Source organism: Paraburkholderia steynii, from assembly GCF_900100565.1.
Lineage (GTDB): Bacteria > Pseudomonadota > Gammaproteobacteria > Burkholderiales > Burkholderiaceae > Paraburkholderia > Paraburkholderia terrae.
In genome coordinates this window covers 36,800-58,606 of the sequence record NZ_FNDI01000004.1, presented here as the reverse complement: position 1 = coordinate 58,606, position 21,807 = coordinate 36,800, and the positions used below count along the sequence as shown (strand labels likewise).

The following is a 21,807-nucleotide window of genomic DNA, read 5'->3' as shown; positions in this document are numbered from 1 at the left end:
CGCCCTGCAGAGTCTTCGAGCAGACCAAGGTAGATGCGGTTGTAGAGTTGGTCTTGACGGGGGACACTAAGATCGACGCGAGCACGCACGATGGCCTGCGCAGCATGATGCGCGGCCCTTGTAATCTGTTGAGCGGTCTCTTTGTCCATGTCTGCGCTAACGGCGCCGCAGGACAAAACTTGAGGTGTGAATTAGACGACATGCGGGCGTCCGACTTTTTAATCGGAATTGGCGCGCAAAAAATGAAATGACCGTTCAGGCTGTGGCCCGAACACTGCGAGTGATCTCGCCGGATGGAAAAACGCCAACCTGTAGAGGTTGGCGTTTTCTCGGAGCACGACTGCTATCAGAACTGGTTCATGGTGTTGTCCTTACCCGCCGCTTTCAGGGCCGCGTCGCCGCTGAAATACTCCTTGTGGTCGTCGCCGATGTCCGAGCCGGACATGTTCTGATGCTTGACGCAGGCGATGCCCTGGCGGATTTCCTTACGCTGCACGCCAGCCACATAACCCAACATGCCCTGGTCGCCGAAGTATTCCTTGGCCAGGTTGTCGGTTGACAGCGCGGCGGTGTGGTAAGTCGGCAGCGTAATGAGGTGGTGGAAGATACCTGCTTCGCGTGACGCGTCAGCCTGGAAAGTCCGGATCTTTTCGTCGGCAAGCTTCGCCAATTCGGTCTGGTCGTATTCCACGCTCATCAACTGGGCGCGATCGTATGCCGACACATCCTTGCCCGCGGCCTTCATCGAGTCATACGCCTGCTGGCGGAAATTGAGCGTCCAGTTGAACGACGGGCTGTTGTTGTACACCAGCTTGGCGTTCGGGATGACCTTGCGAATCTCGCTAACCATGCCGCCGATCTGGGCGATGTGCGGCTTTTCGGTTTCGATCCACAGCAGGTCGGCGCCGTTTTGCAGCGCGGTGACGCAATCCAGTACGCAGCGTGCTTCGCCCGTGCCGGCGCGGAACTGGAACAGGTTGCTAGGCAGGCGCTTCGGACGCAGCAGCTTGCCGTCACGCTTGATGATGACGTCGCCATTGCCCAGTTCGTCGGCCGACAACTCTTCGCAATCGAGGAAGGAATTGTATTGGTCGCCCAGGTCGCCCGGCGTGCTGGTCACGGCGATCTGCTTGGTCAGGCCAGCGCCCAGCGAGTCGGTACGGGCCACGATGATGCCGTCGTCCACGCCCAGCTCCAGGAAGGCGTAGCGGATTGCACGGATCTTGGCGAGGAAGTCCTCGTGCGGCACGGTGACTTTGCCATCCTGGTGGCCGCACTGCTTCTCGTCGGACACCTGGTTTTCGATCTGAATGCAGCATGCGCCCGCTTCGATGAACTGCTTGGCCAGCAGATAGGTTGCTTCCGCGTTGCCGAAGCCCGCGTCGATGTCGGCGATGATGGGCACGACATGGGTGACGTGGTTGTCGATTTTTTCCTGGATCGCGGCCTTGGCGGCGCCTTCGGCGGCATCCAGCTGGCGGAACAAGCCGCCAAGTTCACGCGCGTCGGCCTGGCGCAGGAACGTGTACAGCTCGCGGATCAGTGCGCTGACCGAGGTTTTTTCATGCATCGACTGGTCCGGCAGCGGGCCGAACTCAGAGCGCAGCGCGGCCACCATCCAGCCGGACAGGTAAAGGTAGCGGCGCTCGGTGCTATTGAAGTGTTTCTTGATGGAGATCATCTTCTGCTGGCCGATAAAGCCATGCCAGCAGCCCAGCGACTGGGTGTACTTCGACGGGTCAGCATCGTACGCGGCCATGTCGGCGCGCATGATCCCGGCCGTGTACTTCGCGATGTCCAGGCCCGTCTTGAATTTGTTCTGAGCACGCATGCGTGCGGCGTACTCGGGGTTGATGGCATTCCAGGCGCTGCCGTTGTTCTCTTTCAAACCGGCAACTGCCTTGATGTCGTCTTGATATTGGGCCATGTGTATCTCCTAAGAGCAAAGCGCGTTTGTCTAGATCGTTCAGCGTGTCGCTACGTCTTTCGAAGCGAACTGCATGACTAAATAGTAACGCCACTTCGGCGTAGTCTTATATAAGACATAAGACATAATTTGTTATTATATTTCAAGGAGATACGTTGCAATTTTTGCGATGCAAAACATGTTTTCAAACGGCAAAATGATGATGGCGCCGAAACTCGGCGCAAATCCCGCAATGTGAAACGCGCTTTCGGCTGTCGGAGACAGGACAGCCACCGATGTCTTGACCAATGAACTACTGAAGCCCCGCCGACAAGCGACTAAAGAACTTGCAGGCCCTAGGCAACAGTGACGCAGAGCGCGCGCGCGGTTTGGTGAGCGGTTGGACAAGAACGTCCCGGCTGCACCCGTTGATTGAGCGCGCCTGGCGTCCCAGCGGCTCGACCTACGCCTCCCGCTTGCTTCGCCCATACAGCAGCAGCATCGCCGCGATCACCACGCCGTAGATGATCTGACGCCCCGCCTCCGGCATCTGCGCGACCGAGAGGATCGATTGCAGCAGTGTGATGAGGATCGCGCCGGCCACCGTGCCCAGGTATGAACCCCGTCCACCCAGAATCGACGTGCCGCCGAGCACGACCGCCGCGATCGCCGGCAACAGGTAAGCATCGCCCATCGACTGTGCGGCCTTCGACGCATAGCCCGCGAGCAGCACGCCGCCGAACGCGGCGAACGCGCTGCACACGGCGAAGGCGGTCACCGTGATGAGCCGCGTATCGATGCCAGAAAGATACGCCGCGCGCTCGGTGTTGCCGATCGCGTAAAGCGTGCGGCCGAAGGTCGTGCGCGACAGCAGGAACATCGTGGCGCCGCCGATCACCACCCACAGCGCGACGGCATTCGGCACGCCCGGCACGAGCCAGCCCGCCGCGAGCCAGCGCATCACCTCGGGCGCCGAATCCTGCGGCGACGATCCGCCCGTATAGACAATCATGATGCCCTGCGCGACCGCATTGGTCGCAAGCGTCGCGATCATCGACGGAATGCGCAACAGTGCGACGAGGATGCCGTTGACGATGCCGATCAGCACGCCGCACCCGATCCCGACCGGAATCGCGAGGATGCGCCCGAGATCGCCGTGCCCCGCGACCGCGCACGCCATCATCGCGCCGACGGTGATCGTCCACGGCAGCGACAGGTCGATGTGGCCGAGCAGGATCACCATCATCAGGCCGGTCGCAATGATGCCGAGGAATGCGCCGACCTTCAGTTGCAGCAGAATGTATTCCGGCGACGTGAAGTTGCGCGAAAACATCCCGCCGACGAGCAGCAGCGCGACGATGCACGCGAATGCGATAACGATCGGTTTGTCGATTCTGCGGGTGAGCCTCGACACGAACGTGGTCCGGCCGGTCGCGGAAGCCTGGCTCATTGAAACCACTCCAGACGGTTGCGCACCCTGAACAATCCGCACGCGCCGATCGCGACAGCAAGCAGAAGAATCACGCCCTGAAATAGCGGCTGCCACAGCGCATCAACGTTGAACACGAACAGCAGATCGCCGATGGAACGGAACGCGAATGCGCCGAAGATCGCGCCGATCGCGCTGCCCTTGCCGCCGAGCAGTGACACGCCGCCGATCACTACCGCGGCGATCGAAAACAGCGTGTACGAGTTTGCGCTGCCGAGGTTCGCGTCGCCGGTGTCCGTGAAGAACGTCAGAAACAGGCCGCCGACTGCCGCGAGCAGGCCGGCCAGCGTATAACTCACGAACTTCGCGCGGCGGATCGGCATGCCGGACAGGAAAGCCGCCGGTTCGGACGACCCGGTCGCGTAGGCCGCTCGCCCGATCGCCGAGCGTTTGAAAGGAATCCAGACGATCACGATCGTGGCGAGCAGGATCAGCAAGCTCGCTGGCAGAACGCCGGCGACCTTGCCCGTCAGTGCGTCGGCGAGGCCCTCGTTGATCGATCCGCCGGGCACAGGGCGCAGCAGCAGCGCCAATCCGTAGTAGACGGCGCCCGTCGCAATCGTCGTCACGATCGGCTGCAGCCGGCCGAAAATGATGATCACGCCGTTCAGCGCGCCACACAGCGCACCCGCCCCGAGCACGCCGGCGACGCCGAGCGCGCTGTGCAGCGAGTCGCCCGTGACGATCCACGACCCGATGCAATTCGTCAGCACCAGCGTCATGCCAATCGACAGGTCGATGCCGGCCGTCAGCACGACGAGCGCCTGCCCCATCGAGACGAGCGCGAGCAGTACCGCTTTGTTCGCTGCCGTCTGAAATACGTTGGCCGACAACGCCGACGGATAGTTGACGAGATAGATCGCGAACATCAGCACGAACAGGCCGAACGCGAACACCGCTCCGCGATTCTCCGCATACCAGTAACGCAGCCCGCTCATAGCGCCGCTCCCGTGGAAGGCAAAATCTGTCCGACGGGCAGGTCGAGCGCACTGGCAATCAGGTTCTGCTCGGTGATCGCCGAGCCGACGAGTTCCTTCTTGATCCTGCCTTCGTACAGTACGAGCACGCGGTCGCAGCAGCCGATCAGCTCGTCATAGTCGGTCGAATAGAAGACGATCGCGGCGCCTTCGTCGGCAAGGCGCCTGAGCAGCTGGTAGAGCTCCTGCTTGGTGCCGACGTCGATACCGCGCGTCGGGTCGCTGAGCAGCAGAATCCTCGGCTGCCGGATCAGCCACTTCGCGATGACGACCTTCTGCTGGTTGCCGCCCGACAGCGAGCCCACAGGCGCGTCGACGCTGAACGACTTGATCGCAAGCATGTCCATCATCTGCTCGACGAGCGACTGCTGGCGGTCGCGATCGATTATGCCGGCGGTGGACATGCGATCGAGTGCGGCAAACGACAGGTTCTCGCGTACTGACATCGGCAGCATCAAGCCTTCGGTCTTGCGGTCCTCGGGTATCAGCGCCATACCGATATCGTTGGCGCGCGCCGCCGTCGGGCTGCCAATCGACACGGCTTTGCCGTTGATCTCGATCTTGCCCGCGCAGCCGCGCAACACGCCGAACAGCGCGAGCAGCAGTTCGCGCTGGCCTTGTCCGTCGAGGCCGCCCAGTCCGAGGATTTCACCGGGCTGCAACGAGAAGCTTATGCCCCGCAGCGTGTCGCTCCATGCGAGATCACGACAGGCGAGAACCGGCGCGGTGCTGCGGGCGTCCGCCGGCTGGTCCGCCGGTTTGGCAGCGGGTCTGGCTGCGGGTTTGGCAGGAAATGCATGCTGGTACTTCCGGCCGATCATCATTTCGACAACCTCATTGTCGGAGCGCGTGCCAGCTTCGAAGCTCATCACATGGCGACCGTTCCGGTAGACCGTGCATTCGTCCGCGAGCGCCTTCACCTCGTGCATGCGGTGCGAGATGAACAGCAGCGCGAGCCCCTCTTTGCGCAGGCGCTTGAGCACCTCGATCACGCGCGCGACGTCGGCCGCGGTCAGCGCCGAGGTGGCTTCGTCGAGGATCAGAATGCGCGGCGCGTGCGCCAGCCCCTTCGCGAGCTCGACCATCTGCTGGCGCGACAGCGGCAGGTCCCGGACTTTCGCAAGCGGATTGATGTCGGCGGCGCCCGCTCGCGCGAGCGCCTCCTCGGCCTGGCGGCGTTGGGCCCGCCGGTCGATCATCCCGAAACGTCGCGGCGGGTTCGCAGCGTAGATGTTGTCCGCCACGCTCAAGTCGGGGATCAGCGACAGCTCCTGATACACGCAGACGATACCGGCCGCGTTCGCCTCGGCAGGCGACGCGAACATGACCTCCCGGCCATCGAAATGCATCGTGCCCTCGTCCGGCTGCACGACGCCGGACATCACCTTCAGCAACGTGGACTTGCCCGCGCCGTTCTCGCCGAGGATCGCGTGAATGCGGCCTCTGCGCACCGAGAGCTCGGCGTGATCCAGCGCGACGGCGCCGCCGTAGCTTTTCGACACGCCAGACATCTGAAAGAACGGCTGCTCTGCATCCTGCGGCATGCTTCGTCTCCGGTCAGAGCGCGGGCGATCATCCGGTCACTGGTTGCCCTGGTTCTGCTTCATGATTTCCTGCGCAGAGAAATTGATGCCGCATGTCGGAAACGAGTTGCCGACGAAAAAGTTGTCGGAGTCGTTCGGAAAATAGTTGACGCCCGACTTCAGCATCGAATCGTCGGTGACGTCGAGCGGCAGCTTGATCGCCACGGGAATTGTCTGGCCATCCAGCGCAGCGAGTGCCGTCTTGATCGCCACGGCCACCTGCGCGGGCCCGGTGCCCGCCGACGTACACTTCAGGCCCTGGCTCCCATACTGTGCGCAGAACTTGCGAAAGCCGTTCTCCGTCTCGCCGCCGAAAGGCACGAACGGGTGTTTCGCATCGATCATCGCGCGCACGACGCCCGTGTCGCCGCCTTGCGCCGATATGCCATCGAAATGACCCTGCACGGCAATCGCGTCGGCGGCGACCTTTTGCGCGACCCCGTCGTCCCACTTGCCGTAGACCTGGACGACGTTCCACTTCTTGCCGGTGCCGTCCAGCGTTTTCGTGAAACCATTGTGCCGGTCCGTGTCGACCGACGTGCCCGCCACCCCGCGAACTTCGAGCACCTTGCCTCCGTTCGGCAGGTGGCCCGCGAGCCATTTGGCCCACAGCGCACCGAGCCCATACTGGTCGACGTTGACGTTGATCGCGTCTTCGCTGTCGAGCGTGTTGTCGAAAGCGACCAGCACCACACCGGCGTTCTTTGCGCGGCGGATCGCCGGGCCGAATGAGGAGGGGTTCTGCGCGTTCACGATGACGGCGTCATAGCCGGCATCGATGAAGTTGTTGACGGCCGAGATCTGCGCCGGAACGTCCTCTCCGGTCGAGACGACCTTGAATTCCTTGAGCTTGGCGGCAACGGCCGGTTGCGCGGTGTAGGCCTTGGCCGTCCTGATCATCTGGATACGCCAGGTGTTCGCGATATAGCCGTTCACGAGTGCGATCCGGTAAGGCGCGTTCTTCTTCGGATATTTGATGAACTTCGTGTCGCTCTTCCAGGGGACCATGCAGGCGGGATCGCCGGACGGCCCTGAAACGATCGAAGCCTGCGCGAAAGCCCCGCTTGCGCAGAGCGCCAATGCGGCGCTCGCCGCCGCTCGAAGCACGTGGATTCCTGAAAGCATGTTGCCTCCTTTTTGTTCGATTGGACGTACCGATTGCCTGCGCACATGGCTGGTCGTGGACTGCCGGCACGGTGTGCGTGAAGCACGGAACCTTGCGGAGTTGCTATAGCGGGACTGGATCGGACTTGCAGAAGGAGCTTTTCAACGGCGCCTCCTCGAAGCGAAAAGAAGGGCATGCGTATACGCGTTCCCGTCTGACAGTACTGGCATACCAATCCACGCGCGATAGTGGTTTACCAGTGCGTCCAACGCACCGGGCTACCGGGCTGAAACCCTTGGTGGATAAGGACTGGGCTGCCGTGAACGGAGGCGGCGTTGCACGGGGATGGGGGTGCCATTTTGACGAAGATCAGCGGTCGGCCGGTGGCTTCGACCATTTCGAGAGCCGCAGATGGGCGATCTTTCGCACACGTCAACCGACCCAGCGACGGACTCGCACGCTGAATTCCCTTACGGGCGGATGGACCCGTTATCCGACGGTCGCAGTGCCGCCTGCTCCGCTCAAACGCTCAACGAAGACAGCCGCTCGACAATCTCATCGAAGGATGGCCGCATCTCGACACGCTCGCGGAAACAGTCTTCGATCAGCCCATCGAACCCAGCGGCGAGGTCATCGGCCTCTCCAGCCAAACGTTGCGCGAGTTCTTCGAGCAGGCAGCCGAACGCGCGCACCTCAATCCGCTCGAGCGCCAGTGCCCGTGCGCGATCATCGATATCGTGGCACGATGCCGCGCCGAAGTCCCCGAGCAATACGTGCCCCGCGCCGTCGTGCAGGATGTTGTGCGCGTAGAGATCGCCATGCATGATCCCGCGTCGATGCAGATGCTGCGCCGCCGAAGCGATCCCGCCCGCGATATGCAACGCAACCGGCTTGTCGAACCGTAGGTCGTCCGCATAGACGTCCCGTGTACAGGAGGCGAGGCTCGGAGGCCCGGCGAGATTGCCGAACGCCGGATGGATCAACTTCATCACGAGGCCGTGCTCGCCGAGCGGATGCCCCGTGATCTTGCCGAGCACCGGGATGAGATTCGGGTGCTGGCCGGCTTGCAGGCATGCGGCCATTTCGAGCTCCGGCAAACCGTCGCTCGTTATTGCGCCCTTGAACAACTTGACGGCGACCGCCTCGACGGGATGCCCATCGCTCAGGAGACGCGTCGCGCGATGCGTCACGCCGGATGCACCCTCCCCGAGCGTTTGTCCAAGCGCGAGCGTATGCCAGTCGATTTCCGGCACCGGCGCATCGGCCAGCGCCACCTGCTCGCGCGCTGCGTTCAGCGGATTGCCTGCGTAGGCGAGCCACGCGAGCCTCGGCAGGCGCAACAGCCAGTCGGGCAAGGCGTCGAGCCGGTTCGCCGAAATGCGCAGCAGTTCGAGGCGGCTGCAAGCGGCCATGGTCTCGGGCAGCGACCGCAGCCGATTGCCGGCGAGCATCAGCTTCTGCAAATTCGGACGCTCGCCGATTTCCGTGGGCAGCGTTTCGATATCGTTATCGGTCAGGATCAGCCAGCGCAATTGCCGCGGCAGCGCATGCCCCGAAACGTGCCGGATGCGATTCGCCTTGAAGCCGACCATGCTCAGCGATTCGCAATCGCCGAGCACGGGCGGCAATTCGGTGAACGGGTTATTCGAGGCGAACAGGACGCGCAGGTGGCGCAGCTTCGGCAAATCATCTGGCAGCGACGTGAGCGCATTGCCCGACAGGTCGAGTACCTCCAGAGTGTCGGCGAGGTCGAAGATCTCGCGCGGCATTTCGGTCAACCCGCAGGCGAGCTTTATCTGTCGCGCACCGGCGAGTTGCCCGTCACGCAAGTCTTCGAGGGTAGCAGTCTTCACACGTAGATTGAATCGGAGAATGGCAGGGAAGTCGCAAGCGCCGGAGCGCAATGCGGCCGGTGCGGCATCGGTTGGTGACCGCTCTTTATCTGGCCTCTATTCTATCGGGCGAACCGCACGATCAAGCATCCGCGCTCCGCCAGCAAGTGACCGGTTGTGGTCGCACGCGGTCCATCAAACTCTTCGCGTCGTCGCTCATTAAAGCAACTAGCCCCCGGCCCGCTTCGCGTTGTGGCCGTCCTTTCTGAGCGCTTCGATGATCCGCTCGCAATGGTCACCCTGCACTTCAATCACGCCATCCTTGACCGTTCCACCAGAACCGCAGGCCGTGCGCAACTGCTTGCCTAGCAACGCCAAGGCAAGAGGATCGAGCGCCAGTCCTTTAACGATCGTCACGCTTTTCCCGCCTCGGCCCTTGGTCACGCGAGTCACGCGTACCACGCCATCACCTACCGGTTGTGTGTTGGCAATCGCCTTGCAGACACATTCCGCGAGCACCTGTCTGCATTCGGGACACATCCGGCCGCCGTCGGTGGAATAGACAAGGCCACCTTTTGAACCACTCTTCATGATTGGCTTACTCAAAGACTAATCGGGACAAGTTTAGCAGGGGTGCATCCCGCTGGGCGTTCCAAACAATGCGACCGGAGCGCGCGATTTCATCGCGCTGAGTCCCGTCCATTCGCCAACTCCTGCCAACTGAACGCTTGCGACGGCGGAACGCCTTTTCAAGCATCGGCAACAGTAAAGCGGCGACATCAGCGCCAGACCCATCACCCACGAAACTCCCAAGCCACACAAATCCTCTAAATTTTTATTTAGTACGCCGTATATCTTACTTGCACAATCCCAAGAGTATGGCGTCGTTATCCAAGCATAATGTTCCGCTTGATATTAAGCGCGCACTCCATGCCCCAAGAGTATCAGGCGCTACTTAAACAGTATTGGACGGTGCTTCAGCGGTTCGCCTATTCTGAGCCCGCTACTAGACAAATAAATTGAAGGGATAGGTCACGGAGATGGGGGCATCATGCAGCACAGCCACACTTCCGCGTAGACGATCTAATCGGCAGTCACGATCTACGACACTGCGCCGAGCAAGCCCTCGCATCTAGAGAATCCGACATCGCGGTTTCACGCAATGCGTGCGCAGAACCGCGCTCATCCGCACACAAGCCATAAATCATGCATGAAAGGAGACAGCATGCGCCATCTCGACGTTCAAAAGCTTTGCGATGAAGCCCGATTCAGTAAGTTCCACCTTCTTCTGCTCTTGTGGTGCGCGCTCATCATCATCTTCGATGGATACGATCTCGCGGTCGTCGGCATTGCGTTGCCATCGATCATGCGCGACATGAACGTCGCGCCGACAAGTGCCGGCTTCATGGTGAGTTCGGCGTTGCTCGGCATGATGATCGGCGCCGTGTTTCTCGGCACCATCGCGGACCGCATAGGTCGCGTTCCCGCGATCGTCATTTGTCTGTTGCTCTTTAGCGTCTTCACTGCGGCGGCGGGCTTGACGGGCGATCCGGTGACGTTCGGCATTGCGCGATTCCTCGCGGGCCTTGGAATCGGCGGCGTCATGCCGAACGTGGTTGCGCAGATGACGGAATACTCGCCACGCAAAATCCGCAACACGATGGTCACGTTGATGTTCAGCGGCTATTCCGTCGGCGGAATGCTTGCGGCACTCGTCGGGAAAGCGATGATCGAACGTTACGGCTGGCAATCCGTGTTTCTCGCTGCAGGCATTCCCGCGTTGCTCGCGCCAGTCATCTGGAAGCTAATGCCAGAGTCGCTGGCCTTCCTGGTACGCAACCAGCGCGAGGCCAGGCTGAAACAGATTCTTCCGAAAATCGACCCCGCCTACGTCCCTCAGCAAGCCGATCATTTCACGCTGCACGACAAGGGCACCGAAACCGGGTCTCCCATCAAACAACTCTTCGCCGATGGCCGCGGCATCAGCACCGTGATGCTGTGGACCGCCTTCTTCATGTGCCTCTTCATGGTCTACGCGTTGAGTTCGTGGCTGACCAAGCTGATGGCAAGCGCGGGCTATAGTCTCGGCTCTGCGCTGACGTTTGTCCTCGTTCTCAACTTCGGGGCGATGCTCGGCGCAATCGGCGGCGGATGGCTCGCGGACCGCTTCAACATCAAGCACGTGCTAATCGTGATGTATGGACTAGCGGCAGTTTCCATCAGCTTGCTGGGAGTGAAGGTTCCCGTCGGAGCGTTGTTCTTTCTCGTTGGGTTGGCCGGGGCGTCGACGATCGGCACGCAAATTGTCACATACGCGTTCGCTGGCCAGTTCTATCCGACCGCGGCGCGATCAACGGGCATCGGCTGGGCGTCGGGCGTCGGACGAAGCGGTGCAATTCTGGCGCCGATCGTGATTGGATTCCTTGTGAGTCAGTCGCTGCCGCTGCAGCAGAATTTCATCGCGATTGCGATTCCTGGGGCCATCGCGATGCTCGCGGTGTGCCTCATCAAAGTGCGGCGTGCGCCGCCAGAAGTCGCTATATCCTCCGCCCCTGAAGTCGATCCCATTTAATCGCGACCCTACGCACGATTGCGCTCCCAGCCTGTTCTTCACGCTGGGAGCGCCTTGCTTCCGTGGCGTCGACGGTTTTCGCCGCGATCTCTCGCCGCTCTTCGTACTTAAAAGCGGCTGAATGGCCAATGCGGAATCACCTGCGCAAGGTGGTGCGGACGTCACTAAACCGAGTTTTTGTCGACGTGGTCATCTCTCCAACGACCACGGGTCATCGGACCTTTTCGCGGAGATTTAGCGACGCTTGCTACCGCCCGCGCACTCGAACGAGTGTTCAACACTCCCCAACTCTCCGCCGGCCACGTCCTGATTTGACGCTGCTTGAACGACCAAGTACCGCGCTGAAATCAAATGTCACCGCGCCACCTCACTTCGCCCTATTTGGTGGCGAGTCTACCCGTTGATCGACGCCATCACGATGGGCAAACGGATCGATTCTGTCGCAATAAGGATGGTCCTTTATGATTCGAGCGAACGCGACGAATGACATGGCTGATGAGGCGGACCTTGACTCCGACCGTGGCCCGCATATTTCAACGCCTTCACTACCCGCTGGATGCAATGTTGATGTGCGTGCGGTAGTACGTGGCCTGCGGGCTGAGTGTCCGAAATCGGGAAGAGATGATGGCTGAACGCGGCATACTGCTCGATCATTCGACCGTGCATCGTTGCGCCATAAAACTGCTTCCGGTGCTGGAGAAGGCGTTCCGGCGTCACAAGCGCCCTGTTGGCAGGAGCTGGCGCGTCGATGAGACCGGCATCAAGGTCAAGGGTCAGCGCTACTTCGAGAAGTCGATCGATCAAAACGGCGAGCCCGAGACGGTCACGATCGATAAAAGTGGTGCGAATCTGGCCGCACTATTTGCGCAAGCCACCGTCTCTACTGCGACAGAACCCAGCCCAGTCAACTCGTTGAGAAGGCGGCTCTTGCCGTGCTTGTATTTGCCGATGACGGAGACGATAGCTCGTCGTGTTCGAGCAGGATTGCCAGCCGCGCCATGTCGTCTGTGCGACTCGGGAGTAAGGAAACGACATCGCGTGTTGCTTGCTGATGCATTTCGCTGGCCAATGGCCGGCTCCTTATATTGGCATGCGCCTGGCTCCCGCGTCACTCAGGCAGTACAGCTACGGCCTTGATTTCAACAATGTAACCGGCCGTTCCGCCGAGCATGTGGGCGCCCACCGCCGTCCAGGCTGGCAGCGGGTCCGTCGCAAGATATCGGTCACGCACTGCCATGAAGAGCGGAAGATCACGCATGTCGGTGTGGAACGTGGTCAGATCAACCACGTCGCTCATCGATGCACCTGCAGCAGCCAACACAAGCTTGAGGTTCTCGAAAGCCTGGACGATCTGCGCCTCGCGACCTTCAACTAATTCCATAGCCGCATTCCGACCAATCTGACCAGATACGTAAAGAGTGTTGCCAACCTTGAGCGCAGGGGCGTACCGAATCTTTTCGTACACGGCTTCCATCCCGTCAGGGACGATGGCTTTACGTTCGCTCACAGATTTGTCTCCTTGTATATGTCGAGCGTGGGGAGCGTCGACAATGTCAGCCGTTATCTCCGCCCGCTACCGGCAACACAGTGCCAGTGATATAACCCGCCTCGTCCGAAGCGAGGAACAGAATCGGCGCGGCCTGTTCGTCGATGCTGCCGTAGCGTTTCAAGAAGGTCGATTCAGTGACCTGCTTCACTGCTTCGCTCATCCAGACTTTTTCCTGCTCGCTGTCGCCGGCCGTGTTGCGGGGGACACGTCGTGGAGGCGCATCGGTCCCACCCGGCGCTGTGGCAACCACGCGGATGTTGTGCTCCGCATATTCCATCGCCAACGACTGCGTAATCGCGTTGACACCGCCCTTGGCCGCCGAATACGGTACGCGGCGGATGCCGCGAGTGGCGTTCGAGGAGACGTTGACGATGGTCCCTCCCCCGCGCTTAAGCAGGTACGGCAACACGGCATGGCAGGCGTACAGCGTCGGCATGAGTGACCGACGGATTTCTGCATCGATCTGTGCTGGCTCGAACTCGGCGAAGGGACGCATGCGAATCGCGCCACCCACGCCATTTACCAGAATGTCGATGCCGCCGAACTTGCGTGCGGCAAAGTCCATCGCCGATGCGGCGCCGTCATAAGTCTCAAGGTCGGCGACAAACCCGGCTGTTTCCGCGCCTTCCGCCTCGGCGGCGACTTCTGACACGAAGTCAGCGCGGTCTACGAACAGCACCTTGCCGCCTTCTGCGGCTGCGCGAAGCGCTACCGCGCGACCAATGCCCTGCGCGGCACCCGTGACCACCATGACCTTGCCGGCAAATCGTTGCGTGCTCATACGGTCCTCGGCGCTGCGTTCGGAGTGAACTTCTCGTAGTGAAAGCTGTTGGGCGTCATGCCGCTGTCGTCGAAATACTTACGCACGGCATCGACCATCGGTGGCGGCCCGCAGAGGTAAACGTCGACATCCCCCTCGTTCAGGATCTCAGCTGGCATGTGCTGCGTCACCCAACCTTTGCGCGGATGATTCGAATCCGCATCGGCTACAACCGTGTCATAGCTGAAGTTCGGCAACTTCGCCTTGTACGCTTCGATGGCATCAACCTGCACCAGGTCGAGGTCGCGGGTCACGCCATAAATGAGGTGGACCTTCTGCTGCGAGTCGGCGCGCGCCAGCACCTCCAGCATCGACAGAAACGGAGCCAGGCCCGTGCCACCAGCGAGGAACAGCAGCGGCCGCTCGACGGTGCGCAGATAGAAACTTCCGAGCGGTCCGACTAGCTCTACCTTGTTGCCTTGTTGTGCGGATTCGAGCCAGGTGCTCATCACGCCACCAGGAATCTTCTTGATCAGAAAACTGATCTTCGATTCGCCCGGTGCAGACGAGAACGAATATGAGCGATATTGACCGCTGCCTGGAACATCGATGTTGATGTACTGGCCTGCCAGGAAAACGGGCGCAGCAGCATCCACGTCCAGTTCGAGAACAACGGCCGCATCGTTGTGCTGGTCGATCTTCGCCACAGTCGCGGCGAACCTGCTTTGCTCAGTCTTGCATACCGTGGAAGATGCCGGCACTGCAATCACACAGTCGCTTTGCGGCACCATCTGGCAGGTGAGTACGAGACCGCTTTCCTTCTCATCCTCGGTTAGCGCATCTTCGATGTAATCGTCGCCAAGGTCGTAGCGTCCGCTCTCGGCGCGGCACTTACAGGTACCGCACACGCCGTCTGAGCAATCCATCGGCAGGTTAATCTTCGCGCGAAAGGCGGCATCAAGCACCTTCTCGCCCGCCTTGCATGTGACAAAGCGGGTCACGCCGTCTTCAAAATTCAGTGCAATGTTGTAGCTGGACATCTTGCCTCCTGTACTTCTGATTTCCACTGACACTCGATATCAAACGTGATAAACGTCGAGCACCTGGCGGATGTAGTCATCCTTCAACACAATGCGCTTGTAGGAAATCAATAGTTCATCATTGACTTTGCGCAGAGTGACAAACATCGTGCCGAAAAACTGGTCGGTGGTTTTGTAGCGGTGGCTGAGCGTATTGAAGTTGTAGCGCACGTCCACTTCGTTCTCGCGCTCGGCCAGCACTTCTATGTTCGTCACGTTGTGACTGGTGCGTGGTTCAGGCATCGAAGCGCTACTGCGCTCTGTCTTGATGCGGAACACCCGGTCTTCAAGACCGCCACGGTCCGGGTAGTACATAAGCGAAATCTGGCTTTCGTGGTCGTCGGTGAGCTGGTCGTCGTCATCCCACGCGGGCATCCAGTACGTGACGTCCTCGGCATAGCACGCAAGCCATTCTTCCCACTGCCGGTCGTCGAGCAGGCGCGCTTCGCGGTACAGCGCGGCACAGATTGTCTGGTAGTCGAAGCTCATGCCAGTGCCTCCCCTTGTTCCTTTTTGAGCGCGTCCCGCATCACATGCACCCAGTATTCGTGCTGACACACAAAGAGCCCTTCGTCTTCGCTACGCTCGCCTGAGATGAGCGGCTTCAGTCCCATATTTTTGGCGTTCGCGTCGGCCCCCTCGACCCACAGCGGCGCCCCACGCGAAAGGTCGTTCCACAGCGCAGTGGTGCCGGCATAGCCTGCCTGGCAAGCGCGGAACTCTTCAAGGTCATCTGCCGTGCCCATTCCAGAGACGTTGAAGAAATCTTCGTATTGCCGGATACGGGTAGCCCGGTCGGTCGCGCTTTCGCCCTTAGGGGCAAAGCAGAAAATACTGACCTCAGTTTTGTCTACGCTAATCGGACGTATCACGCGAATCTGGGTACTGAACTGGTCCATCAGGAACACGTTCGGATACAGACACAGGTTTCTTGTCTGGTTGACGATAAAATCCGCCTTGACTTCGCCCACGCGTGCCTTGATTTCATCGCGGTGTTGATAGACCGGGCGCACTTCGGGATTCATGGTCTTGGTCCACAGCAGGATGTGGCCGTGGTTGAATCCGTACACGCCGGCCACCGACTTGCTCCAGCTGTTCGCGTCCACCGCCTTGGTGCCCTCTACCTTGCGACGGTCCATCGTCGCGGCATAGTTCCAGTGAACGGTGCTCACGTGATAGCCGTCGCAACCGTTCTCCATCTGCATCTTCCAGTTGCCGTCGTAGATGTACGAGGAGTTGCCCCGCAACACTTCCAGCCCGTTTGGAGCCTGGTCGACAATCTGGTCGATGATCACCTTCGTCTCGCCGAGGTACTCTTCCAGTGGAATAGCGTCCGCGTTGAGGCTGCCAAACAGGAAGCCGCGATAGCTCTGAAAGCGTGCAACTTTCTTCAGGTCGTGCGAGCCGTTGGTATTGAATTGCACCGGGTATTCGGTGGTCTTCACATCTTTCACTTTCAGCAGCTTGCCGGTGTTGGCGAAGCTCCAGCCGTGGAAAGGACAGGTGAAGGTGCCTTTGTTGCCGTGCTTTTTCCGGCACAGCATCGCGCCTTTGTGCGCACAGGCGTTAATGACCGCGTGGAGCTCGCCGTTCTTGTCGCGAGTGATAACCACGGGCTGACGCCCAATCCAGGTCGTGTAGTAATCGTTGTTTTCGGGAATCTGGCTTTCATGCGCCAGATATATCCAGTTGCTCTCGAAGATGTGTTTCATCTCGAGCTCAAACAGATCGGGGTTGGTGAAGATGTCGCGGCGGCAACGGAATACTCCGTTTTCCTTGTCGTCCTGAACCGCGGTGTGCAGCAGCTCATCCAGTTGCGTAGCTTTGTTGAGAATGGCAGACATGTGTGCTCTCCTACGCGTGCTTCAGGCGATGAAGCACGCGCATCGGTGTCGAAAGATTCTTGAGGAGAATTGAGCGGCAGCAGCGGTACGAGGTAGCAGCCGCGCGGAACGGTTACGCCGTGACGGAGGCGCGCAGGCGACTGACGAGCTGGTTATCCTTGCCATGAACCAGCGGAGTCAACTCGATGTTGAACTCGATTTCCTTGTACGTGTCGGCCTTCATGCCCAGAGCCGTGCCGCCCGTCTTTTCGACCACGTGGGGAATCAGGTCTTCACGGGTGGCGTAGGCGAAGTCGTCCCAAATCAACGGGTCGCCCTCGATGTTGATTTGTGTCGTCAGCTTGCGGTACTTGTCGGTAGTGACGAAAAAGTGAACATGCGCCGGACGGTTGCCGTGACGTGCAAGCACATTCAACAACTGCTGCGTCGCGCCATGCGGCGGGCAACCGTAACCCACCGGCATGAGTGTGCGGAACTCGTACTTACCGTGAGCGTCAGTGCTGACGGCACCGCGCAGGTTGAACTCGCTCTGCGCGCCGGTCGGGTCGAAGTGCGAATAGAAGCCCTTTGAGTTGGCGTGCCAGCACTCGACCAGGGCATTTGCGACAGGCTTGCCATCCGGGCCAGTGACCGTGCCGCGGATGACCAGCGGGCCCGCGCCTTCGTCCGGATTGACGTCAATCTTCGATATACCGTCGCGCACCGGCGCACCCGCAACATACAGCGGACCTTCGATGGTACGCGGCGTGCCACCCGTGATTTCTGCCGCCTTGTCCTCTGCATCCATGCGAATGTCGAGGAATTTTTCCAGACCGAGACCAGCAGCAAGCAGAGCAGCTTCGCCGTCCTGGCCAAGCTTGTTGAAGTAGTGGACGCCGGCCCAGATTTCGTCGGGCGTCATGTCGAGGTCGTCGATAGCCTTGAACAGGTCGCCCAACAGGCGATTGACGATCTGCTTTGCGCGTGTACTGCCGTCCTCGCTACCCATGTTTGCGGCCGCCTTCAGCAGGTCCTGCACTTCCTTCGTATCGAACACTTTGACGCTCATGTCTGCTCCTGAATCTCTATTTTTTGCTGGGGTAAACCCTTCGTTTAGCGCCCGCCTGAATATGCCTGAGAGGTATAATGGGTGCTGAAACAGAGTGTGAATGCAGAATAATCGACGCCGGAAGGCCTCGTCCAACACTGATTTAGTATCGGTCTATATCTACGAGGTATTGAGATGGAACTGCGGCACCTTCGCTATTTTGTCGCTGTGGCCGAGGAACGCAATTTCACACGCGCGGCAAAGCGCCTGAATATGGCCCAACCGCCGTTGAGCCGTCAGATACAGCAACTTGAAGAGCTGCTTCAGGTACAGCTATTCCAGCGCGATTCACGCCCGTTGCAGTTAACGGAGACGGGCAAGTTCTTTTACGCTCATGCCCTCCAGTTGCTGGCTCAGACCTCCGACCTCGAATCCATGACGAGGCGCGTGGGCAACATCGAGCGCAGCCTCTCTATAGGGTTCGTTGGCTCGACCTTGTACGGAATGCTGCCCAAAATCATCCGACGATTCCGCGACGAGAACACTACAGTCGAACTCAGCCTCCACGAGATGTCGACGATGGACCAGATCAGAGCGCTGAAAAGCGGTCAAATTGATGTCGGGTTCGGCCGCATTCGGCATGAGGAAGCGAACATCCGTCGGGTGATTCTTCGCGAAGAGAAGATGATTGTTGCGCTCCCGGAGGGCCACTCACTCTCACTGGTCAAGCCCGTCCTCGCTCTCAGCGACCTGGTCAACGAGACCTTGATTATTTTCCCTAAGGCGCCGCGACCCAGTTACGCGGACCAAGTACTGTCGGCATTCAAGGACCGCGGTCTCAAGCCTCGCCGGATATACGAAGTACGAGAATTGCAGATTGCGCTAGGCCTCGTGGCGGCGGGCGAAGGCATTTCGGTCGTTCCGAGTAGCGTCTACGGTCTGAAGCGAGACGATGTGAGCTACAAGGAACTTGACGACCCGACTTTGGTTTCGCCAATCATCATGAGCATGCGTGCGCTCGACGAATCACGCGACATTCGGGAAATGCTCGAACTCATCTATCGGCTGTATGAGGAGGAAGGCATCCCCTATGCGGCCCGCAACGATTTCGGCCGGTGACACACGCCATACCTCGGGGGTATGACACTAGACGTCGATGGTGTTGGACATGGGGTTGCTGAGCACGCAATACTTCAGCAACCCTTCAACTCCAACATTCCAGGTATGAACGCCCAAATCACATCCGTCGAAACCGTTCTGGTTGACCTCCCAACCATTCGCGCGCATCAGCTAGCAATGGCGACCATGCAGCAACAAACTTTGGTCGTCGTTCGTCTGCGCTCGAGCGACGGCATCGAGGGTATTGGCGAAGCCACCACGATTGGCGGCCTGTCTTACGGCGAAGAAAGCCCCGAAGGTATCAAGCTGACCATCGACACTTACCTGGCGCCGGCACTTGTTGGGCTGGACGCGACCAACGTCAATGGTGCAATGATCAAGCTGAATAAGGTTGCTCGGGGAAACCGGTTTGCGAAATGTGCAATCGAGACGGCCTTGCTGGACGCGCAAGGCAAGCGCCTCGGCGTCCCTGTTTCGACCCTTCTTGGCGGCGCCGTCCGCAAGACACTTCCCGTCCTCTGGACGCTCGCGAGCGGCGATACACAACGAGACATCGAGGAAGCAGAAATGCTCCTGGCGGAGCGTCGCCACAACACTTTCAAATTGAAGATTGGCCGACGTAGCGTTCGCGATGACGTCGCTCACGTATCGAAAATCAAGTCCGCGCTTGGCGACCGCGCCAAGGTCACAGTCGACGTGAATCAGGCGTGGAATGAGGTGGACGCAACGCTCGGAATCCAGGCGCTCGAAGCTGCTGGCATTGATCTCATCGAGCAACCTACGCCGCGTGAGCAGCGCGGGGTACTCGCCAGACTTTCCGCGCGGTTCATCCTGCCCATCATGGCTGACGAAGCTGTGACGGGACCGGAGGACGCGCTTGAACTCGTACGTGACGCATGCGCGGACGTGTTCGCGTTGAAGATTGCGAAGTCCGGTGGGATTTACGGAATGATGCGCGCGGCCGCTATCGCGGATGCGGCCGGCGTAGCGCTGTACGGCGGCACGATGCTGGAGGGCAGCATTGGGTCGATCGCGTCGGCACATGGGTTCAGCGCGCTTCCACAACTTGCGTGGGGTACTGAGTTGTTCGGGCCACTCTTATTGAAAGACGACATTGTCACCACAAGACCGCAGTATCGTGACTTCGACCTTCATCTGCCAGAAGGACCGGGGCTAGGTCTGCATATCGACGAAGAAAAGCTCGCTTTCTATCGTCGCGACAAAAAATAACTGAGCGCACAGTCGTTCCGGCATCGAACACACCGGTTCATTCCGACGGTGTGTTGCTGAACCTGAGAGACCCAATTTTATAAATGAGAGACACATGCTTTATCTCGTAAGAATGGATGTACACCTGCCAAACGATATGCCGATGGCTCAGGCTGATGAAATCAAGGCCCGCGAGAAAGCCTACTCGCAGAAGCTTCAACGTCAGGGCAAATGGCAGCAACTGCATCGCGTGGTCGGTGAATATGCCAACTACAGCATTTTCGATGTCGAGTCCAACGACGAACTGCACACGATTCTCTCTGGCCTGCCACTGTTTCCGTATATGACGATGAAGGTGACTGCGCTCGCACGTCACCCGTCCTCCATCCACTAACGCCTTCTGGATGCCATGCAGCGCGACAACGAAGGTACGCTGGTGTCCGCCGCTCCGATGGGGCGGTGGTCCGTGTCGGCAGTCACCGCAGGGCTGCTTGCCGTCATCATTTCCTACGCCGGACCGCTTGCAATCTTCTTCCAGGCGGCGCGTAGTGCCCATGTCGGCAATGACGTCGTCGCGTCCTGGATCTGGGCAATTTCTATAGGCGCTGCAGTCTCCGGCATAACATTGAGTTGGTGGCTGAAGCAGCCAATCATAACGGCCTGGTCTGCGCCCGGAACCGCGTTGCTTGTTTCGCTCTTTCCTGGCATGCCTGTGAGCGAGGCAATCGGCGCATACATCATCGCCGGCGCGTGCATTTTCGTGCTTGGCGTGTCGGGGTTGTTTGACCAGATAGTGAAGCGCATACCGAAAGGGATAGCCTGCGCAATGATGGCAGGCATTCTCTTTCAGTTCGGCACTAATGTATTCAAGTCGGTGGCAACCACTCCGTGGCTTGCGCTGGGAATGCTCGCGAGTTACATCGTTTTCCGTCGATGGGCCGCGCGCTACTGCCTCATCCTGGTTCTGGCGTTTGGTTGCGCTCTCGCTGTGGCACTCGGTTTGACGAATCTGCAGTCGGTAAGTCTCCACGTTACCCGTCCCGTGTTCACAATGCCAACCTGGTCCTGGCAGTCAACCGTGAGTCTGGCTGTCCCGCTGGTTATCGTGAGCTTGACTGGCCAATTCCTGCCCGGCTTCGCTATCTTGCGGGTATCCGGTTATCAGACGCCGACTCGCCCGGTTCTCGTGGGGACCAGCCTGGCGTCGATTCTGGTCGCGTTCGCCGGTGGCATAACGATTGTCATCGCAGCAATAACCGCGGCCTTGTGTACCGGTCCCGACGCACATCGTGACGCGGAGCGCCGCTACGTCGCAGGCATAGCGAATGGGTTCTTCTACCTCATAGGGGGCGCCTTCGCGGGGACGGTAGTCATGCTGTTCGCAGCCCTCCCTAACGCTTTCGTTGCAGTGCTCGCAGGTCTTGCTTTGCTCGGTGCTATTGCGACGAACATCGTCGGGCTGGTGCAAGACGACGCCCATCGCGAAGCGTCGTTCATCACGTTCATCGCCACAGCTTCCAACATGAGCTTTTTAGGTCTCGGTGCGGCGTTCTGGGGTATCGTCCTGGGCACGTTGGCTCATCTGGTTCTCGGCGGAGCCGGTCATAGGCGGTGAGGAATGGCTTTGTCACCAGTGCATGTCAGGTCAAACATCCTTATCCGAAGGAACCGCAATTGAACGCGATGATGCAACGCAAAAATACTCAGCACCTTTTTGCCTATCTGCCAATTTGGCGGAAGACTCAGTATGTCACGT

At 59.7% G+C, this 21,807-nt stretch carries 18 protein-coding genes and 2 pseudogenes; 6 read left to right on the top strand and 14 right to left on the bottom strand.

The window, feature by feature from the left end; all coding sequences use genetic code 11:
* Positions 1-346: 346 nt before the first annotated feature.
* From BLT65_RS09025 to BLT65_RS47610, 8 genes and pseudogenes are all read right to left on the bottom strand, one after another.
* Positions 347-1,927: an isocitrate lyase gene (locus BLT65_RS09025; protein WP_091777085.1), complete on the bottom strand. Its 1,581-nt coding sequence runs from the start codon at positions 1,925-1,927 to the stop codon at positions 347-349.
* A gap of 442 nt (positions 1,928-2,369) precedes the next feature.
* A complete protein-coding gene (locus BLT65_RS09020; RefSeq protein WP_091777083.1) occupies positions 2,370-3,356 on the bottom strand; it encodes an ABC transporter permease in 987 nt (328 codons plus the stop codon).
* Entirely contained in the window at positions 3,353-4,333 is a 981-nt protein-coding gene (locus BLT65_RS09015; protein ID WP_042304640.1) for an ABC transporter permease, read from the bottom strand. Before BLT65_RS09015 ends, BLT65_RS09020 begins: the two co-directional genes overlap by 4 nt.
* Positions 4,330-5,916: a sugar ABC transporter ATP-binding protein gene (locus tag BLT65_RS09010; RefSeq protein WP_091777081.1), complete on the bottom strand. Its 1,587-nt coding sequence runs from the start codon at positions 5,914-5,916 to the stop codon at positions 4,330-4,332. The genes BLT65_RS09015 and BLT65_RS09010 overlap by 4 nt, the downstream gene beginning before the upstream one ends.
* A 36-nt stretch (positions 5,917-5,952) precedes the next feature.
* Positions 5,953-7,080 (bottom strand): sugar ABC transporter substrate-binding protein, encoded by a 1,128-nt coding sequence (locus tag BLT65_RS09005; RefSeq protein ID WP_042304642.1) that lies wholly within the window; start codon positions 7,078-7,080, stop codon positions 5,953-5,955.
* A 501-nt stretch (positions 7,081-7,581) separates the two neighbouring features.
* Complete coding sequence (locus BLT65_RS09000) at positions 7,582-8,913, bottom strand: leucine-rich repeat-containing protein kinase family protein (protein WP_167306469.1); 1,332 nt, start codon at positions 8,911-8,913, stop codon at positions 7,582-7,584.
* Between the two features lie 207 nt (positions 8,914-9,120).
* Complete coding sequence (locus tag BLT65_RS08995) at positions 9,121-9,483, bottom strand: translation initiation factor Sui1 (protein ID WP_091777079.1); 363 nt, start codon at positions 9,481-9,483, stop codon at positions 9,121-9,123.
* Positions 9,484-9,583: 100 nt separating this feature from the next.
* Positions 9,584-9,667: pseudogene (locus BLT65_RS47610) on the bottom strand (IS6 family transposase); the annotation flags it as partial.
* 450 nt (positions 9,668-10,117) lie between these two features.
* Here BLT65_RS47610 and BLT65_RS08990 point away from each other — a divergent pair.
* On the top strand, positions 10,118-11,464 hold the full coding sequence (locus BLT65_RS08990; protein WP_091777077.1) for an MFS transporter: 1,347 nt from the start codon (positions 10,118-10,120) through the stop codon (positions 11,462-11,464).
* Positions 11,465-11,959: 495 nt separating this feature from the next.
* Positions 11,960-12,601, top strand: a pseudogene (locus tag BLT65_RS48690) (IS6 family transposase).
* On the opposite strand, the gene BLT65_RS08980 reads toward BLT65_RS48690, so the two are convergent.
* From BLT65_RS08980 to catA, 6 genes are all read right to left on the bottom strand, one after another.
* Positions 12,573-12,971 (bottom strand): RidA family protein, encoded by a 399-nt coding sequence (locus BLT65_RS08980; protein WP_091777075.1) that lies wholly within the window; start codon positions 12,969-12,971, stop codon positions 12,573-12,575. The pseudogene BLT65_RS48690 and the gene BLT65_RS08980 overlap by 29 nt on opposite strands.
* A 46-nt stretch (positions 12,972-13,017) precedes the next feature.
* Complete coding sequence (gene benD / locus BLT65_RS08975) at positions 13,018-13,794, bottom strand: benzoate diol dehydrogenase BenD (protein ID WP_091777073.1); 777 nt, start codon at positions 13,792-13,794, stop codon at positions 13,018-13,020.
* The gene (gene benC / locus BLT65_RS08970; protein WP_091777071.1) at positions 13,791-14,813 is read right to left on the bottom strand and encodes a benzoate 1,2-dioxygenase electron transfer component BenC; all 1,023 of its coding nucleotides are present in this window, start codon (positions 14,811-14,813) and stop codon (positions 13,791-13,793) included. Before benC ends, benD begins: the two co-directional genes overlap by 4 nt.
* A gap of 39 nt (positions 14,814-14,852) precedes the next feature.
* Positions 14,853-15,341, bottom strand: a complete 489-nt coding sequence (gene benB, locus BLT65_RS08965) for a benzoate 1,2-dioxygenase small subunit (RefSeq protein WP_091777068.1) — start codon at positions 15,339-15,341, stop codon at positions 14,853-14,855.
* Complete coding sequence (locus BLT65_RS08960) at positions 15,338-16,696, bottom strand: Rieske 2Fe-2S domain-containing protein (RefSeq protein ID WP_091777066.1); 1,359 nt, start codon at positions 16,694-16,696, stop codon at positions 15,338-15,340. Before BLT65_RS08960 ends, benB begins: the two co-directional genes overlap by 4 nt.
* A gap of 112 nt (positions 16,697-16,808) precedes the next feature.
* Entirely contained in the window at positions 16,809-17,744 is a 936-nt protein-coding gene (gene catA / locus BLT65_RS08955; RefSeq protein WP_042304653.1) for a catechol 1,2-dioxygenase, read from the bottom strand.
* 174 nt (positions 17,745-17,918) lie between these two features.
* Here catA and BLT65_RS08950 point away from each other — a divergent pair, with 174 nt between their 5' ends.
* The 4 genes from BLT65_RS08950 to BLT65_RS08935 all read left to right on the top strand — a co-directional run bounded on the left by BLT65_RS08950 (position 17,919) and on the right by BLT65_RS08935 (position 21,666).
* Entirely contained in the window at positions 17,919-18,842 is a 924-nt protein-coding gene (locus BLT65_RS08950) for a LysR family transcriptional regulator (protein ID WP_042304654.1), read from the top strand.
* Positions 18,843-18,947: 105 nt separating this feature from the next.
* Positions 18,948-20,072, top strand: coding sequence for a muconate/chloromuconate family cycloisomerase (locus BLT65_RS08945; protein WP_091777064.1), 1,125 nt, complete (start codon positions 18,948-18,950; stop codon positions 20,070-20,072).
* A 94-nt stretch (positions 20,073-20,166) separates the two neighbouring features.
* Complete coding sequence (gene catC / locus BLT65_RS08940; RefSeq protein ID WP_091777062.1) at positions 20,167-20,445, top strand: muconolactone Delta-isomerase; 279 nt, start codon at positions 20,167-20,169, stop codon at positions 20,443-20,445.
* 15 nt (positions 20,446-20,460) lie between these two features.
* Positions 20,461-21,666: a benzoate/H(+) symporter BenE family transporter gene (locus BLT65_RS08935; RefSeq protein WP_244186465.1), complete on the top strand. Its 1,206-nt coding sequence runs from the start codon at positions 20,461-20,463 to the stop codon at positions 21,664-21,666.
* Positions 21,667-21,807 lie beyond the last annotated feature (141 nt).